Origin of the sequence: Capnocytophaga endodontalis (assembly GCF_002209445.1) — a bacterium.
GTDB classification, from domain to species: Bacteria; Bacteroidota; Bacteroidia; order Flavobacteriales; family Flavobacteriaceae; genus Capnocytophaga; species Capnocytophaga periodontitidis.
Genome location: NZ_CP022022.1, coordinates 2,142,200 through 2,158,024, shown reverse-complemented (window position 1 = coordinate 2,158,024; position 15,825 = coordinate 2,142,200). Strand labels below are relative to the sequence as shown.

At 35.3% G+C, this 15,825-nt stretch carries 19 protein-coding genes; 18 read left to right on the top strand and 1 reads right to left on the bottom strand.

All coding sequences use genetic code 11. The features are described from left to right. The 15 genes from CBG49_RS09700 (at position 1) to CBG49_RS09630 (ending at position 11,734) form a co-directional block, all read left to right on the top strand. Positions 1 to 609: an NUDIX hydrolase gene (locus tag CBG49_RS09700; protein WP_088594341.1), complete on the top strand. Its 609-nt coding sequence runs from the start codon at positions 1 to 3 to the stop codon at positions 607 to 609. After that, on the top strand, positions 590 to 1,021 hold the full coding sequence (locus CBG49_RS09695; protein ID WP_088594340.1) for a hypothetical protein: 432 nt from the start codon (positions 590 to 592) through the stop codon (positions 1,019 to 1,021). Before CBG49_RS09700 ends, CBG49_RS09695 begins: the two co-directional genes overlap by 20 nt. Further along, the gene (gene crcB / locus CBG49_RS09690; RefSeq protein WP_088594339.1) at positions 1,018 to 1,392 is read left to right on the top strand and encodes a fluoride efflux transporter CrcB; all 375 of its coding nucleotides are present in this window, start codon (positions 1,018 to 1,020) and stop codon (positions 1,390 to 1,392) included. Before CBG49_RS09695 ends, crcB begins: the two co-directional genes overlap by 4 nt. Before the next feature lie 11 nt (positions 1,393 to 1,403). Continuing rightward, on the top strand, positions 1,404 to 2,018 hold the full coding sequence (locus CBG49_RS09685) for a DUF4230 domain-containing protein (RefSeq protein WP_088594338.1): 615 nt from the start codon (positions 1,404 to 1,406) through the stop codon (positions 2,016 to 2,018). Positions 2,019 to 2,081: 63 nt separating this feature from the next. After that, positions 2,082 to 3,140 (top strand): NAD(P)/FAD-dependent oxidoreductase, encoded by a 1,059-nt coding sequence (locus CBG49_RS09680; protein ID WP_088594337.1) that lies wholly within the window; start codon positions 2,082 to 2,084, stop codon positions 3,138 to 3,140. A gap of 42 nt (positions 3,141 to 3,182) precedes the next feature. Continuing rightward, positions 3,183 to 4,292, top strand: coding sequence for an RHS repeat domain-containing protein (locus CBG49_RS09675; RefSeq protein ID WP_009751068.1), 1,110 nt, complete (start codon positions 3,183 to 3,185; stop codon positions 4,290 to 4,292). Then, the gene (locus CBG49_RS09670; protein WP_088594336.1) at positions 4,293 to 4,628 is read left to right on the top strand and encodes a 2Fe-2S iron-sulfur cluster-binding family protein; all 336 of its coding nucleotides are present in this window, start codon (positions 4,293 to 4,295) and stop codon (positions 4,626 to 4,628) included. A gap of 55 nt (positions 4,629 to 4,683) precedes the next feature. Then, entirely contained in the window at positions 4,684 to 5,202 is a 519-nt protein-coding gene (locus tag CBG49_RS09665; RefSeq protein ID WP_088594335.1) for a hypothetical protein, read from the top strand. Between the two features lie 2 nt (positions 5,203 to 5,204). Next, a complete protein-coding gene (gene dnaX / locus CBG49_RS09660) occupies positions 5,205 to 6,296 on the top strand; it encodes a DNA polymerase III subunit gamma/tau (protein ID WP_088594334.1) in 1,092 nt (363 codons plus the stop codon). Positions 6,297 to 6,634: 338 nt separating this feature from the next. Continuing rightward, positions 6,635 to 6,895, top strand: a complete 261-nt coding sequence (locus tag CBG49_RS09655) for a hypothetical protein (protein WP_009751073.1) — start codon at positions 6,635 to 6,637, stop codon at positions 6,893 to 6,895. Between the two features lie 172 nt (positions 6,896 to 7,067). Continuing rightward, the gene (locus CBG49_RS09650) at positions 7,068 to 7,832 is read left to right on the top strand and encodes a DeoR/GlpR family DNA-binding transcription regulator (protein ID WP_088594332.1); all 765 of its coding nucleotides are present in this window, start codon (positions 7,068 to 7,070) and stop codon (positions 7,830 to 7,832) included. Between the two features lie 30 nt (positions 7,833 to 7,862). Then, on the top strand, positions 7,863 to 8,204 hold the full coding sequence (gene arsC / locus CBG49_RS09645; RefSeq protein ID WP_088594331.1) for an arsenate reductase (glutaredoxin): 342 nt from the start codon (positions 7,863 to 7,865) through the stop codon (positions 8,202 to 8,204). A gap of 7 nt (positions 8,205 to 8,211) precedes the next feature. Further along, a complete protein-coding gene (locus CBG49_RS09640; RefSeq protein ID WP_088594330.1) occupies positions 8,212 to 9,084 on the top strand; it encodes an outer membrane beta-barrel protein in 873 nt (290 codons plus the stop codon). A gap of 172 nt (positions 9,085 to 9,256) precedes the next feature. After that, on the top strand, positions 9,257 to 10,726 hold the full coding sequence (gene guaB, locus CBG49_RS09635; protein WP_088594329.1) for an IMP dehydrogenase: 1,470 nt from the start codon (positions 9,257 to 9,259) through the stop codon (positions 10,724 to 10,726). A 138-nt stretch (positions 10,727 to 10,864) separates the two neighbouring features. After that, positions 10,865 to 11,734, top strand: a complete 870-nt coding sequence (locus CBG49_RS09630) for a mechanosensitive ion channel family protein (RefSeq protein ID WP_088594328.1) — start codon at positions 10,865 to 10,867, stop codon at positions 11,732 to 11,734. Between the two features lie 106 nt (positions 11,735 to 11,840). On the opposite strand, the gene CBG49_RS09625 is transcribed toward CBG49_RS09630, so the two are convergent. Beyond that, the gene (locus CBG49_RS09625) at positions 11,841 to 12,740 is read right to left on the bottom strand and encodes a GYDIA family GHMP kinase (RefSeq protein WP_088594327.1); all 900 of its coding nucleotides are present in this window, start codon (positions 12,738 to 12,740) and stop codon (positions 11,841 to 11,843) included. Between the two features lie 66 nt (positions 12,741 to 12,806). Here CBG49_RS09625 and CBG49_RS09620 point away from each other — a divergent pair, with 66 nt between their 5' ends. Genes CBG49_RS09620 through CBG49_RS09610 form a run of 3 tightly spaced genes read left to right on the top strand, consistent with a single transcriptional unit; the run spans position 12,807 to position 15,709 of the window. Next, entirely contained in the window at positions 12,807 to 13,718 is a 912-nt protein-coding gene (locus CBG49_RS09620; RefSeq protein ID WP_088594326.1) for a leucine-rich repeat domain-containing protein, read from the top strand. Positions 13,719 to 13,743: 25 nt separating this feature from the next. Continuing rightward, the gene (gene pdxA / locus CBG49_RS09615) at positions 13,744 to 14,802 is read left to right on the top strand and encodes a 4-hydroxythreonine-4-phosphate dehydrogenase PdxA (RefSeq protein ID WP_088594325.1); all 1,059 of its coding nucleotides are present in this window, start codon (positions 13,744 to 13,746) and stop codon (positions 14,800 to 14,802) included. Between the two features lie 7 nt (positions 14,803 to 14,809). Continuing rightward, positions 14,810 to 15,709, top strand: coding sequence for a Ppx/GppA phosphatase family protein (locus tag CBG49_RS09610; protein ID WP_009751082.1), 900 nt, complete (start codon positions 14,810 to 14,812; stop codon positions 15,707 to 15,709). The last annotated feature ends 116 nt before the right edge of the window (positions 15,710 to 15,825 follow it).

Genomic DNA, 15,825 nt, shown 5'->3' with positions numbered 1-15,825 from the left:
ATGTATGAAATTTTTTTAGACGATAAGTCGATTATTTTGACAAATGTACGAGAAAATATTGAGAACGTCAAATATTTTCCATTAAAAGATGTAACCTTTGATGAAATCATCGAGGAATTAGGTCGTAAAGAGGTAAGTAGAATATATCTCTATCATCCTAAGGAAGAGAAACTTATGAAGAAATTTAAGAAGCTTGTACCCACTATAAAAGCAGGAGGAGGTGTGGTGTATAATGAGGAAGGAAAAGTTCTGCTTATCAAGCGACACGGCAAGTGGGATTTGCCCAAAGGAAAGAAAGAAAAGGGTGAAAATATTGCTACTTGTGCCTTGCGTGAAGTGGAGGAAGAAACGGGGGTAAAAAAGCTCCTAATACAGCGTTTTAGGACGATTACTTACCACCTATTCAAACGCGATGGACACTATTTTTTGAAAGAAACCTATTGGTATGATATGACCACAGCTTACAAGAAAAAGTTAGTGCCTCAAACAGAGGAGGATATAGAGAAAGTATGTTGGAAAGATGAGGCAGAGGCAAAGGAATTGGTGAAGAACTCGTATAAGAATATTCAGTTGGTGTTAGGTGTTAGAAATGGAAAAGAATTTTTATGATTTGGAGCTTATCAAAATATTAGAAGAGCATATAGAAGATGGAGATTTTCAAATAATAAGCTCTGATATTTATGTAGATAAGGTGAATGCTAACTTACCTTTTAAAGGGAGTAGGGTAGATTTTGAGCTATTGGATGAGTATCAAAGAATGTTTTTTGATGAGAATGAAGCCGTTGTAGCTTTTGTAAAGAATATTGCAATGGAGGAGGCGGGGATAGCACCAGATGAAAAAGTGGTGTATTTAGGAGATAATGTATCGAACTTAACCTATATATTCTCATTTAAATATTTAGAAAAAGTCATAGTAGATATATTGGATAATATACCTGAAAATCATTACTTTCTATCTGAAAGTATGAAGTGGATTCTATACATATCGTATGAAGATTGTGCTGATTTTGCGTTGATATGATAAAAGATATACTAATAGTTGGCCTTGGTAGCTTTATAGGAGGTACATTGCGCTATATGCTTTCAATAGCCTTCAACAAGATAGTGCGCACTTGTACATTCCCGATAGGCATTTTGGTAGTAAATGTATTAGGATGCTTTTTTATAGGTGTATTGTATAGCTATTTTAAGAATAGAGTAGGGGAGAGCCTTTTACCCTTATTGCTGATGACAGGTGTTTTGGGAGGTTTTACAACATTCTCTACTTTTTCATTGGAGGTACTGCAGTTATATCAACAAAATGAACTACTAAAAGCTATTCTTTATGTAATAGTTAGTGTAGGAATTGGTATTTTGGCGTGCTTTTTGGGGTGTATTGTAGGTAATAAATAAAGTATAAAAAAATGAAGAAATTTTTATTAGGAGTAGTCGTAGCGGTCGCTGTATTGCTACTTATAAAATATTTTAGCGATAAAAAAGAAAGTCAAGAACGATTAGAGGCTGATACAGCCCTAATACAAACACAAATCGCAAATGTGAGCAAATTGGTAGTTACCGAAGGACATTTTGCCGAAGTGCTCTCGTATACCGATACTCAAAAGTACTTTATGGATTTGCTATCGTTTGATAAGAAAATCCTTACAGTAGTAAATGCCGATGTAACAGTAGCTTATGACTTGCACAAAATCGACTATGAAGTAAACGAAGAACAAAAAAAAGTTATCATTAAATCGTTACCAGAAGCTGAGGTGAAGATTTACCCTACAATGAAGTATTACGATGTGAGTCAGAGTCAAGTAAACCCATTTACCCCTGATGATGTAGAAAAAATACAGAAAAAAGTGAAAGCAGAATTACAGCGCAAGGTAGATGCTTCTACTTTGAAGAGCAATGCCCAAAACAGACTGCTTACTGAGCTTTCTAACCTTATCTTTGCTACCCGTGCCGTAGGTTGGACTTTAGAATACCAAAACACACCTATTGAAAACAAAGATGATTTTAAACTTCTGAAACCATAATTTGTTTATTGTTACTTGCTAATTGTTAATTATTTTGTACCTTTGCCCCCAAAATAGCAATAAATGAAAGAAACAGATATCATTATTATAGGGGCAGGACCTACGGGGCTTTTTGCAGTATTTGAGGCAGGGCTCCTTCGTTTAAAATGCCACTTGATAGATACACTCCCACAAGTAGGCGGACAACTTACTGAATTATACCCTAAAAAACCTATTTTTGATATACCAGGATATCCTACTGTAGGAGCTTCTGAATTAGTAGATAACCTAATGGAGCAAATTAAGCAGTTTCAACCTGAATTTACTCTTGGAGAAACTGCAATGACACTCACCAAAAATAATGATGATACATTCATAGTAACTACAGAAAAAGGTACCCAAATAAAAGGAAAAGCCGTAGCTATAGCTGGTGGATTAGGTACTTTTGAACCTCGTAAGCCTGAATTACCTAATATTGAACAATATGAAAATAAAGGGGTGACTTATTTTGTCAAAAATCCAGAAAACTATATAGGTAAGCACGTCGTAATTGCAGGAGGAGGGGACTCTGCTTTAGATTGGAGTATTTATTTAGCTGAAAAAGTAGCTACTGCTTCAGTTACTTTAGTACACCGTCGCAATGAATTTCGAGGAGCTTTAGATTCAGTTGAGAAAGTAAGAGCGTTAAAAGAGGCTGGTAAAATCAATTTAAAAACTCCTTATGAAGTAGTAGGATTAGAAGGAAATGGGCATTTGGAATCATTAGTGTTAGAGCAAGAAGGAGGTAATAAAGAAACTCTTATAGCCGATGCTTTTATTCCACTCTTTGGTCTTACTCCTAAATTAGGACCTATTGCTACTTGGGGGGTAGAGATCGAAAAAAACGCTGTGAAGGTAAATAATGCTTTAGACTACCAAACTTGTATAGAGGGGGTATATGCCATAGGTGATGTGAATACGTACCCAGGAAAACTTAAACTCATCCTCTGTGGTTTTCACGAAGCAACCCTAATGTGCCAAAGTATATACAACCGAATTTATCCTAATAAAAAATATGTATTAAAGTACACTACTGTAGTAGGAATTGACGGCTTTGATGGCAGTAGAAAAGAAGCCGAAAAAGCTGTGGTAAAAGCAATTTAAACAGTGAATATATCTTATAGTAAATACTAATAACTAAATAAAATGAAGAGTATAAATGTACTATTAGCAAGCACTTTTTTAGCATTTTCTGCTTCGCTAAATGCCCAAATTGATACAATTAGCAGCAAAACATTACTATTGAAAGGCAAAATTAAAAAAGTAGAAGATTATTCTTTTTTTCTCGACCCTGACCCTAAAGGTACTAAAACTTTCGATGGAAAAACTTATAGCGTTTTTCCTTATGCCGAAGATTGGAATATAGAAAAAGATGAAAATAAATTCTCTAAAACCAATATTGCCTATATTTTCGACAATACAGGTCGCAATCTCGAAGTAATCACTTACAATGCCGAGAATCAACCTTTTGGTGGAATGCGATTTTACTACGATAAGAAAGGTAGAGTAAACAAAAGTCAATCCTCTTTTTCCTTAGGAGATGGTGAACTTTTAGTAAACCGACAATACTTTTACAACGAGAAAAACCGATTAGTAAAAATAGATGAAACTGACGGCAATACCAATGAATGGCTCATTACTATTACCTACAAATATGATGATTTAGGCAATTGTATTGAGAGAAACAAAGTAGCGAGTAATTCAGCTTTAGAAAAAGATATACAATTGTATGAAGAAAAAAATCTCGTGTTAGAAAAGAAAATACGTCCAGAGTATACACGTGAAAAATCTTACAAGTACAACCAACTTAATAAAGTGTCTGAAACAGAGGATAAAGTACTAAACAAAAATGTGTATTTGAAAACCGAAAACGAATACAACAAAGAAGGGTTACTTTCTAAAGCTAAATTCCTGAACGCCTCAAGTCAAGAAACTATCTGTACTTATAAATATAATAAAGCAGGACGTCTTATCCAATCAATTTGTACTGCTACCGATGACCCCAATTTTTATATAGAAACCAACTATATGTTCAATAAATCTGGAGAAACTCAAGTAATAAAAACCCGTACAGAAGTAGCCTCTACTAAAGTATATGATGAACATAATCTACTCACCTCATATATTACAAAAGAACTTAACTATAAGTATCGTTATACTTTTGACAAAATGGGAAATTGGACTCAAATATTAATGTTTGAAAATGATAAACCAATTTGTGCCCGTGTTCGCAAAATAGAATACTTTGCTAAATAAATGAACGAAATACATCTAAAAATAACCGATCGCGAGGGGCTTCTATACGAAATAGAAGCCCCTACCGATATGAATATGAACCTAATGGAAGTAATGCGTGCTTACGAAATCGCTCAAGATGGCGAAATAGGTATTTGTGGAGGTATGGCAATGTGTGCTTCTTGTCAGTGCTATGTACAAAATGAAAACGAAGTTACACTACCTGAAATGGGTGAAGAAGAACGAGCAATGCTTTTTGAAGCTTTTCACGTAAAACCTAATAGTAGGTTAGGATGTCAAATACCTATTACCCCTGAAATCAACGGGTTAGAAGTTGTGTTAGCTCCTTTTTCTTAAATAATAGGCTTTTATATATTATTTTTTTATATCTTTGCCAAAATATTAAACTTGAATGAATAGAAAAATACTTTTATTTGCTTTTATAATAGGGCTTTTCGCGATGGCTTGCAACGATGGTGATATGGAGGTCGAATCTATCTCTTTTGAAAATTCTGATGTTCTTTCTTGTAGAGCAAATGATACCGCTGTTGATTTTCTGTATAAGTATAATCAAAAACAAGCTCTTTATCTCACAATTCCTGCAGGTGTCTTAGAAAATAAAGAAAAAACAGTTACAGGTACAATACCCAATAACTATAAGCTCTATTACCGCACCTTTAGTGATGCAGTAAACAGTAGTTATTTTTGTAATACCATATACCCAGCTTCTCCTCAGATTACTTTTAATAGCGAAGCTACAGGAGGAACAGTTACTATCGCAACTCGTCCTATTTACAACGAAAATACAGGGACTTTATTGCGTTATGATCATCAAATAACAATTAGTAACTTAGTACTCCTAAAAGAAGATGGTAATAAGTTAGTGGAATCTAACCTCATCTTTGGTACTTATCAAACTAACAAACAATAACAATGAACCACTTTGTAGTATCAGCACGCAAATATCGTCCTCAATCATTTCGTGATGTGGTAGGACAACAAGCGATTACCAATACCCTCCTCAACGCCATTGAAAACAATCACTTGGCACAGGCACTTCTTTTCACAGGACCACGTGGTGTAGGAAAAACTACTTGTGCACGTATTTTAGCTAAAAAAATAAATGAGCAAACTTCTGGAATGGAAGATGAAAATGACTTTGCTTTCAATATTTTTGAACTCGATGCTGCTTCTAATAATAGTGTAGACGATATACGCAAACTCATTGAACAAGTACGCATTCCTCCGCAAGTAGGCAAATACAAAGTATATATTATTGATGAGGTACACATGTTATCTCCTTCTGCTTTCAACGCTTTTCTAAAGACTTTAGAAGAGCCACCTAAACACGCTATCTTCATCCTTGCTACTACGGAAAAACACAAAATTATCCCTACCATTTTATCACGTTGTCAAATATTTGATTTCAAACGCATTACAATTAATGATATTCGAGAATATCTAAAGTATATAGCCCAACAACAAGGAATAGAAGCCGAAGATGAAGCATTACAAATCATCGCACAAAAAGCTGACGGAGCTATGCGTGATGCCCTTTCTATCTTTGACCGCGTAGTGAGTTTTTCAGGAGAGAAAATTACTCGACAAGCTACTTCCGAAATACTAAATGTACTCGACTATGAAGTCTATTTTAAAGTAACCGACCTTATTTTAGACAATAAACTTCCAGAGTTGTTAGTAGCATTCAACGATACGATAGCACAAGGGTTTGATGGCAATCACTTTATAGCTGGTTTAGCAAGCCATTTCCGTGATTTAATGGTATGTAAAAATCCTACTACCATAACTCTAATGGAAGTAGGAGAGGAGACTCAGAAAAAATATACCGAGCAAAGTGCTCGTGCAACTGTTCCTTTCTTAATGGACGCCATTGCTATTGCAAACGATTGCGACCTGAAATATCGCACCAGCAAGAACCAGCGACTATTGGTAGAAATAGCTTTAATGCAACTCGCCTCTATAACCTACCAAGGAGATAAAAAAAAAATGATGGACGCTTCGTAATTCCGGCTTACGTTTTTAATAGACAAGAACAACCCTCTAATGAGGTTACAAAAGTAGTCCAACCATCACAGCCTACTATAACTACCGCTTCTCCTATTCCTAATATTCCTTCTATTAGTAAAGAACAACGACATAATGTAGTTTCTGGATTTTCTATCAAAAGTGTACACGTAAAAACGGAACACCAAAAGAGCAATAAAGAGATTATAATAGACCCTAATTCTTTACCTAAAGAAACATTTACTCAAGAAACTTTTCAACACTATTGGGATAATTATATAGAAGAATTACTTGCAAAAGGAGAGCGTATACAAGCCTCCATTCTAAAAATAGCTAATTTGAAATTAGAAGGAACTACTATTGATTTAGAAGTATCAAGTAATACTGCAAAAACAGGAATATTGAATATAGAACATCATTTGTTGGATTATCTACATAGATCATTACGCAACTATGATATGAATATTCAAATAAAAGTGAATGAAGAAATTGCTAAAAAAATAGCAGTAAGTCCTGAGGATAAATATGAACGATTATTAGAAGAAAACCCTCTGTTACAAGATTTTAGAAATGCTTTTAGCTTAATGTTAAAACCTTAATTATCTGTATTATAAAAATATTATTGCTGTTGTGTTTAAGTGCAATAGCATTTTTTTATTTCTAAAACTTTTGTTTTTTTCAGTATAATGTTTAATTTTGCCCCAAAAATGTTAATATAAGACTTTTTTAAATGAACTTTTTCCAACACGAATATTAATAAAATTATAAAATATGAAAGTACTTAATGAACGACAGTCTAAGATTTTGGAGAGCTTAGAAACCAAAAAGTACATCAGCGTAAATGAACTGAGTGAAAAGCTTAAAGTTTCGGTAGTTACTATACGTAAAGACTTAACGCTCTTAGAACAAGAAGGTTACCTCCATCGTACTCACGGAGGTGCTAGCAAGCAAATGCGCTATGTGTTTGATCAAACAATAACTGAGAAAGAAACTCAAAATGTAGAGGAAAAAACGCGTATTATTACTAAAGCGTTAGACTTTATCAAAGAAAATGAGTTTATCATACTTTCATCAGGAACTACAGTTAATTTATTAGCTCAAAAACTTTATGGTTTCCGTAATCTTACTGTGTTAACCCCTTCATTAAGGGTTGCCTTAGAAGTATGTAAAAACCCTAATGTAAACACCATCCACTTAGGAGGTGAGGTACGCAAAAACTCTACTTCTACTATAGGTGTACTCGCCGAAGAAACTCTTAGCAACTTCTCTTGTACTACTTTATTCTTAGGAATAGAAGGTATAGATCTCGATTATGGATTGAGTTCTACCAATGTAGGAGAAGCTCATCTCAACAAAAAAATGATGGAACGTGTAGATAAAACTATCGTCCTCGCCGATTCCTCAAAAATACATAAACGCGGTTTTGGCTTCATCTGTTACGTCGAAAAAATAGATATGCTCATCACTGATAGCAATGTAGACCCCGAGTTTGTAGAAGAACTCGAAAAAAGAGGGGTAGAAGTAGTAATTTGCTAATTAGCAAATTCACAAATCAATAAATTGTTTATGATACAAATATATCACAATCCTAAATGCTCCAAATCACGTTGTGCTTTGGAGCTTTTAAAAGAAGCTAATAAGGCATATAAAGTAGTAGATTACCTCAAAGAAGGTATTTCTAAAGAACAAATTAAAGAACTACTTACTAAATTACAACTATCTCCTATTGAATTAGTTCGTACTAAAGAAAATGTTTGGAAAGAACATTTTAAAGAAAAAACACTTACTGATGAACAAATTATAGAAGCGATGGTAGAATACCCTCAGCTTATTGAACGCCCTATTGTTGTGGTAGGGGATAAAGCTGTAATAGGGCGCCCTACTGAAAAAATAAATGAAATTATATAATTAACAAATGAGAAAAACATTATTATGTGTCATTGCTTTCGTTTGGGGAGCAACAGCTATCTACTCACAAGCATACATTTCAGTGAGTGGTGGGTATGGATTTAAAGCTCATGAAAAGACATTAGGTAGAGACGCTACTAATGCTACTGCTATCACCGATTTAAAAGGAAGTTATGGAGAAGGTTATCAAGCGCAATTGAGCGGAGGTTATTTCTTCCATAAACGTTGGGGAGCTGAATTAGCTTTAGGTTATCTCTACGGTGAGGATATGCCTACCAATAAAAACCAAATATTGAATATGAAGGGACACGGTCGTGCTTATGGAGCTTCCCTTTCATTAGTATTCAATATTACTGATAATTTGTATGTACGTGCTGGAGGTGTTACCAAAATAGGTGGTAAAACCGAAATACAAACAGAACTTAATGCTAAATTACCTTTGAGAATGTTTAACCCAATGGCTCCTTCAACAACTATGGTAGATATGAAAGCTGATTTTAATAATAATTTCCACGGAAAAATACCTTTTGGTTTTATAGGAGGAATAGGCTATCGTTTTAAAGTAGCTGATAGAGTAGCTTTTTTTGTAGAAGGAGAATATCTTAACATCAATGTACCTCGCAAGGAATCTAAACTAAAAGATTTCTCAGCTACTCGCACTATAGCAGGCACTACTTCTACAATTAGTCTTCAAGAGTTCAAAGGTTATATGGTAACTCTACAAAATGCTCCAGCATCTCCTCAAACAGTAGCGTTGAAACAATTGGCAACTCAAATATCACCTCTATTGGAAGATACTTATAGTTGGGAAGGCAAGGGAGCTCCTGATGCGCCTTACTCATCTATAGGAGTTCATTTTGGAGTAACCTATACTTTTTAAAAAATTTTCTTCATTATCATATAACAAAACACTTATCAGTTGAAAGTTTACCGAAACTGATAGGTGTTTTTCTTACCAAAAAACAGTCAATAAAAGAAAAATACTCAGAAAAAATTTGCTTCATATATAAAAAAAGAAGTACATTTGCACGCAACTAAATTCTCTTTTTTAAATGAATTTCCAAGATAAAATTATTAATGAAGGATTTACCTATGATGATGTCCTTCTAATCCCCAATTATTCTGAGATATTACCTCGTGAAGTGTCGATAACTTCACATTTTACCCGTAATATCACTTTGAATGTACCTATTATCTCAGCAGCTATGGACACTGTAACCGAAGCTGCTATGGCTATAGCTATGGCACGCGAAGGAGGCATAGGGGTACTCCACAAAAATATGATTATTGAGGAGCAAGCTAAACAAATACGCAAAGTAAAACGTGCCGAAAGCGGTATGATTATCGACCCTGTTACGCTTCCGTTAAACAGTAAGGTGAGTGATGCAAAACGCTGTATGAAAGAAAATAGTATTGGTGGTATACCTATTGTTGATGCTAACGGAATCTTAAAAGGCATTGTAACTAACCGCGATTTACGCTTTGAACACGATAATAATCGCCCTATAACTGAAGTAATGACCTCTAAAAACCTCGTGATTGCCAACGAAGGCACTTCTATGAAGGAAGCTGAGGGTATTTTACAACGCAGTAAGGTAGAAAAACTCCCCGTAGTAGATAAAAACTACAAATTAGTAGGTCTTATTACTTTCCGAGATATTGCCAACTTGCAAGAAAAATCTATTTCTAACAAAGATAGCTTAGGACGCTTGCGCGTAGCAGCAGCCTTAGGCGTTACTGCCGATGTAGTAGACCGTGCCGAAGCTCTTGTACAAGCAGGAGTTGATGCCGTAGTTATCGATACAGCTCACGGACATACAAAAGGCGTAGTGAATGCTCTTAATGCCGTAAAAAGCAAGTTTACCGACTTAGAAGTAGTGGTAGGAAACATTGCCACTGCCGAGGCCGCCCTTTATTTAGCCGAAAATGGCGCCGATGCAGTGAAAGTAGGCATAGGTCCAGGCTCTATATGTACTACCAGAGTGGTAGCAGGTGTGGGTTATCCTCAATTATCAGCGGTGATGAACGTCGCAAACGCTCTTAAAGGCAAAGGAATCCCTGTGATTGCCGACGGAGGCATTCGCTACACCGGCGATATCGTAAAAGCTATCGCCGCAGGTGCCAATAGTGTGATGCTTGGCTCTCTGCTTGCTGGCACTAAGGAATCACCGGGGGAAACTATCATTTTTGAAGGCAGAAAATACAAATCTTATCGCGGTATGGGCTCGGTAGAAGCGATGAACCAAGGTAGTAAAGACCGCTATTTCCAAGATGTAGAAGACGATATCAAAAAACTTGTCCCCGAAGGCATTGTAGGGCGCGTGGCATACAAAGGCGAACTACAAGAAAGTATGCATCAGTTCATCGGAGGCTTGCGCGCAGGTATGGGATACTGTGGTGCCAAGGATATCGAAACGTTGCAAGCCGTGAGTCGCTTTGTGCGCATCACTGCAAGCGGAATTACCGAAAGCCACCCCCATAATATTACCATCACCAAAGAAGCTCCTAATTATTCACGTTAATAAACGAATATAACTTCCATAAATGAGGCTGTCTAATCTTTTCAGACAGCCTCATTTATGTAATAAATAACAAAAAAGTGACTATCAACAATATATTTTGTACTTTTGCCAGCTGATAAAATAAACTCATTAGACTCAATGAAAAACGGAATAGTAAATGATTATATTAATATTATAGAAGTATTCACTAAAAAAATACATCTATGGATTCAACTCTTCATCGATAAAACACCTAATATTGTAATAGCTTTATTAGTTTTTATTTTGGGCTTTTATCTTTCTAGACTTATCAAAAAAATAGCCATTCGTATCTTAGAAAGGCGCGGTGTAAAACCTTCTTCGCGCATAATGCTTGGTAATATTATTTCTGTTTTAGTAGTTATTACCTTCTTTATGTTTTCGTTAAATATTTTAGATCTCGAAAATATGTTCAAAACCATTTTGGCAGGGGCTGGAGTAGCTGGATTAGCTATCGGTTTGGCTTTACAAGGAACGCTTAGCAATACTTTTTCAGGCATTACTTTATCTTTTAGCAAGAGTATTCGTATAGGGCATCAAATTGAAACTATGGGCTATACAGGAACTATTGAAGATATAAATTTGCGTACTATCAAGCTTAAAATGGCTGACGGGAACTATGTTTCTATACCCAATAAGCTTATAGTAGATAATCCTATGAAAAATTATTCTGAAAGTGATACAGCCAATGTATTAGTAACTTGTGGTGTAGGTTATGAATCGGATTTAGAACAGGTGAAAATACTCACTGAGACTACTATTCGGAAGATGATGCAACAAAAAGAGCTTGATACGGCTATTTCTTTTTATTATACTGAGTTTGCCGATAGTGCTATCAATTTTATCGTATATTTTACCATTCCTTCCAAGAAACTTTCTGAGTCTTTTCTGTATAAATCAGAAGCTATAATGGCTATCAAGAAGTGTTTTGATGCACATAATATAAATATACCATTTCCTATTCGCACTGTTCAGATGGATAAACAATAAAAATAGACCCCAATGTTAAAAAATTTTTGAACTTCTATAAAGTTTTTAAATTTCTCTTGTGTTGCACTCTATAAACTTTCTATTCCTACAAAGTGTATTTACTTTCTCACACCATTTCATCATAAGGAATACAAATATCAAAACCTTTAGATGAAAAATAATTCGGTGTATCTTCAGTTTCTGAAATAGCTAATACAAAATCTCCTCCCCAAGCTCCTAAACTCTTTACTGTACCTTTATAATCAGAGAAAAGATATTCTTTCACTGTGGGAATACCAAGATACTCACTGATGAGCATTTCGTGTTCATTAAGTATAGCGCAAAAATCGGCTATGGTATAAGCTAATACAAGGTGTTCTGTAAGGTGTGTGATACTCTCAGCGAGTTTGCGTTTGCTTTTACTTACTGAGCGATAGCGTGCAATACCTTCTCGGCTATTTTGTTTTTGGTTGAGATAAACAAAGTAAATATAGTGGGTATGAGGGAAAAGAAAACGCAAGGGGTAACTATGGGGTTTATCCTCTTGAAGACGATATAATAAAGGAGTTTGACTCTTAGCACAAGCAATATCATAACCACTACCACCAAAACTCTTAAATAGAAGTTCATACGGGTTTACTGTTGCCCACTGGGCTATGTTATTGATAAGTGTAGAAGATGTTCCTAACCCCCACAAACGAGGAAATTCTAAATGTGTTTGCACTTGTGAATACATCCATTTGTTTTTAAAATCAGGATTGAGTTCTGCTGCTGTAGTGAGTATCTTTTGTAGAGTTTGAGCCACTTTCTGGTCAGCATCTGTTGTGAGCACAGCGCTATCAAACCATAAATTACCATTGCTATCAAAGGCTTGCCAACCTCCTTGCACATCATTTTCAGTTACTTCTAATGTTTGTCCTTTTCGAGTAGGAAGGGCAAAAGCAAGTGCCCCATCAAGCACCGCGTATTCACCTGTGATAAGTAATTTACCATTACTGTGAAAAGAATAAGTTTGTGTTACTCTCATATTTTTTATATCTTTGCACTCTGAAAGTACAAAAGTAATAATTATTTACAGATAAAAAATAGAACAATGAAAAAAATAAAACAACTTTTATGCTCCTTTATCATAGCAATTCCTATGTTTACTCAAGCGCAATCTATACGAGTAAACATTGCTACTTCTGATGGTAACGACCTAAATTTCAACTCGGTTGATGAATTGATAAAAACTAACTTTACTAAATTTAAAGAAGTAAAGATATATAGCAACGACCAAGTACAATTAAATGAAACTTTGTTAAAAAAACTACTCACCGAGGCAAATCAATTAGAGTATTTAGAAATAAAAGAAGTAGGCATCTCTACTTTTCCTGAATTGAGTGCTGAAAATAAATCACTAAAAACATTAGTGTTGCGTCTCAACAACCTCACTAAACTCCCCGAAAATATTGGTCATCTTTCTGCTCTACAAACCTTAGACGTCTATAATCCTATAACCGAAGTTCCTAATTCTCTCATCAACTTACAACAATTAGAAAATTTAAAGTTTGAAGGAGCTGAATTAATTGTTTTCCCTGAACAAGTATTTGCCTTGTCTAAACTGAAATCACTCATCATTAGTCAGTTCGACACTAAAAATAAAATCAAAACTCTTCCTGATAATTTCGACAAATTGCCTTTGCTCGAAGAACTATCTTTGCGCAATGCTGCACTTACTGAAGTTCCTGCCTCTATAGGGCGTTTGCAACACTTGGAAAACGTATATTTCAATGCAAACAATCTTACCAAATTACCTCAAGCATTAGCTGAAAATCCTCATTTAACTTACGTAAATATTAACAACAACCCTCTTGATTTCAAACAGTTTATAAAATCTGTCGAAAAAGTACTATGGAAAGGGGTTTTGTATATAAACAACCGTAATTTTACTACTCAACAATATGAAGAAGTAGAAAAACGCCTACCTAAAATAACCGTATTCTACAATCAAAAAGAAGAATAATACCCTAAAAAACATCTCAATTTTTATGAAAGATAAACTGATAAAAGTAGGCATTTCCATTGGTGATATGAATGGAATAGGGCTTGAGATTATCCTCAAAACCTTTGAAGACCACCAAATATTGGAATTGTGTACCCCTATTATTTTTGCTTCTAATAAATTAGTTTCTTTCCAAAAGAAACATTTCAATACAATGGCTAATTTTCAAGGCATCGATAGTGTAGATGCCGCCATTGAAGGTAAACTAAATGTACTCAACTGCTGGAAAGAAACTCCTACAGTTACCTTTGGTCAGGAAACTGAAGAAGGTGGAAAATATGCTTTCCTATCGTTACAGGCTGCTGTAGAAGCTCTTAAAAATAACGAAATTGATGTATTAGTAACTGCTCCTATCAATAAAAACAACATCCAGTCTGATAATTTTCACTTCCCTGGTCACACCGATTACTTAGCCAAAGAACTCAATGGAACCAGCCTAATGTTTATGGTAAGTGAAGACTTAAAGGTAGGATTACTTACAGATCACGTGCCTCTAAAAGACGTATCCTCTCTCATTACCGAATCACTCATTATGGAGAAAGCTCGTTTGATGAATGAATCTCTCATCAAAGATTTCCGCTTGCAACGCCCTAAAATAGCTGTATTAGGTATCAATCCTCATTGTGGAGACAAAGGGGTTATTGGCAATGAAGATGATGAAGTGCTACGCCCTGCCTTAAAAAAACTGTACTTCGATGAAAATATATTAGTATTTGGTCCTTTTGCTGCCGATAGTTTCTTTGGTTCTCAAACTTATCGCAACTACGATGCTGTGCTTGCTCCTTATCATGATCAAGGTCTTATAGCTTTCAAAACCATTGCTTTTGGTAGTGGTGTGAACTACACAGCTGGACTTAGCAAAGTACGCACTTCCCCCGATCATGGTACTGCTTACGAGATAGCAGGTAAGGGTATTGCCGATCCTGAGTCATTCCGCCATGCTATTTACACCGCTTTAGATGTATTCAGAAATCGGGAAGAATATGCCGAACTAACTAAAAACCCTCTGAAAGTACGTGCTTTAGAAGCAGATAAAGATAAATAATTACAATATGAATATCAAAAAGTTAGGAGCTATAGATATAGGGTCTAACGGGGTGAGATTGCTCATCTCTAACGTTTTAGAAGAACCTAATGAAGCCCCAAAATTTACCAAAGCGAGCTTAGTACGTGTTCCTATCCGTTTGGGAGCTGATGTGTTTTTAGATGGACTTATCTCTCCTGAAAATACTGATAGATTAGCTGATGCTATGCAAGCCTTTAGCTTGCTGATGAAAATAAATCAAGTAGAAAACTATCGTGCTTGCGCTACTTCGGCAATGCGTGAATCTACTAATGGACAACAAGTAGCCGATGAGGTTTATAAACGCACTGGAGTACGCATTGAAATTATAGATGGCGCTGAAGAGGCGAGCATCATTGCCTCTACCGATATTTCAAGTTTGATACAAAAAGATAAAGATTACCTATATATAGATGTGGGAGGAGGTAGCACTGAGTTCACTGTCTTTTCTAAAGGGAAAGTAAAAAAATCGCGTTCATTCCCTATTGGTACAGTGCGCTTATTAGATAACAAGGTGAGCGACAAAACGTGGGAAGATGTTGAAAAATGGATAAAAAAACACACTAAAGATTGTGAACATATAGAAGCCATAGGCTCTGGCGGAAATATCAATAAAATCCATAAGAACTCTAATAGTAAAGAAGGTGAACCTCTTAGCTATCAGTATCTCACCGATTATCACAACTATGTTTCTGGTTTTTCTTATGAAGAACGTATTAGGCTCTTAGGATTCAATCCCGATCGCGCCGACGTAATCCTCTATGCTCTCACTGTATTCACTAATGCAATGAAATGGTCGGGAGCTGAGATTGTTCACGTACCTCGTATTGGTCTCGCCGATGGTATCGTAAGGACTATTTACAACAAAGAAAACAACGTTATAAAATAAGTTTAAAATAATTATATTTATCTTATTATCAGTGATTTATATATCAAACTACTCTGTAAATTACACTTTAAAACCTCAAAAAATAAACGATTTATTTTTATAAATCATTTTTTTGT

What these genes read in the sequence shown, in the direction of transcription:
- CBG49_RS09680 (WP_088594337.1), top strand. Translation starts at nt 2,082, where the DNA reads ATGAAAGAAACAGATATCATTATTATAGGGGCAGGACCTACGGGGCTT.
- CBG49_RS09610 (WP_009751082.1), top strand. Translation starts at nt 14,810, where the DNA reads ATGAATATCAAAAAGTTAGGAGCTATAGATATAGGGTCTAACGGGGTG.
- CBG49_RS09665 (WP_088594335.1), top strand. Translation starts at nt 4,684, where the DNA reads ATGAATAGAAAAATACTTTTATTTGCTTTTATAATAGGGCTTTTCGCG.
- CBG49_RS09700 (WP_088594341.1), top strand. Translation starts at nt 1, where the DNA reads ATGTATGAAATTTTTTTAGACGATAAGTCGATTATTTTGACAAATGTA.
- crcB (WP_088594339.1), top strand. Translation starts at nt 1,018, where the DNA reads ATGATAAAAGATATACTAATAGTTGGCCTTGGTAGCTTTATAGGAGGT.
- CBG49_RS09670 (WP_088594336.1), top strand. Translation starts at nt 4,293, where the DNA reads ATGAACGAAATACATCTAAAAATAACCGATCGCGAGGGGCTTCTATAC.
- CBG49_RS09695 (WP_088594340.1), top strand. Translation starts at nt 590, where the DNA reads ATGGAAAAGAATTTTTATGATTTGGAGCTTATCAAAATATTAGAAGAG.
- CBG49_RS09625 (WP_088594327.1), bottom strand. Translation starts at nt 12,740, where the DNA reads ATGAGAGTAACACAAACTTATTCTTTTCACAGTAATGGTAAATTACTT.
- guaB (WP_088594329.1), top strand. Translation starts at nt 9,257, where the DNA reads ATGAATTTCCAAGATAAAATTATTAATGAAGGATTTACCTATGATGAT.
- dnaX (WP_088594334.1), top strand. Translation starts at nt 5,205, where the DNA reads ATGAACCACTTTGTAGTATCAGCACGCAAATATCGTCCTCAATCATTT.
- CBG49_RS09620 (WP_088594326.1), top strand. Translation starts at nt 12,807, where the DNA reads ATGAAAAAAATAAAACAACTTTTATGCTCCTTTATCATAGCAATTCCT.
- arsC (WP_088594331.1), top strand. Translation starts at nt 7,863, where the DNA reads ATGATACAAATATATCACAATCCTAAATGCTCCAAATCACGTTGTGCT.
- pdxA (WP_088594325.1), top strand. Translation starts at nt 13,744, where the DNA reads ATGAAAGATAAACTGATAAAAGTAGGCATTTCCATTGGTGATATGAAT.
- CBG49_RS09685 (WP_088594338.1), top strand. Translation starts at nt 1,404, where the DNA reads ATGAAGAAATTTTTATTAGGAGTAGTCGTAGCGGTCGCTGTATTGCTA.
- CBG49_RS09630 (WP_088594328.1), top strand. Translation starts at nt 10,865, where the DNA reads ATGAAAAACGGAATAGTAAATGATTATATTAATATTATAGAAGTATTC.
- CBG49_RS09650 (WP_088594332.1), top strand. Translation starts at nt 7,068, where the DNA reads ATGAAAGTACTTAATGAACGACAGTCTAAGATTTTGGAGAGCTTAGAA.
- CBG49_RS09640 (WP_088594330.1), top strand. Translation starts at nt 8,212, where the DNA reads ATGAGAAAAACATTATTATGTGTCATTGCTTTCGTTTGGGGAGCAACA.
- CBG49_RS09675 (WP_009751068.1), top strand. Translation starts at nt 3,183, where the DNA reads ATGAAGAGTATAAATGTACTATTAGCAAGCACTTTTTTAGCATTTTCT.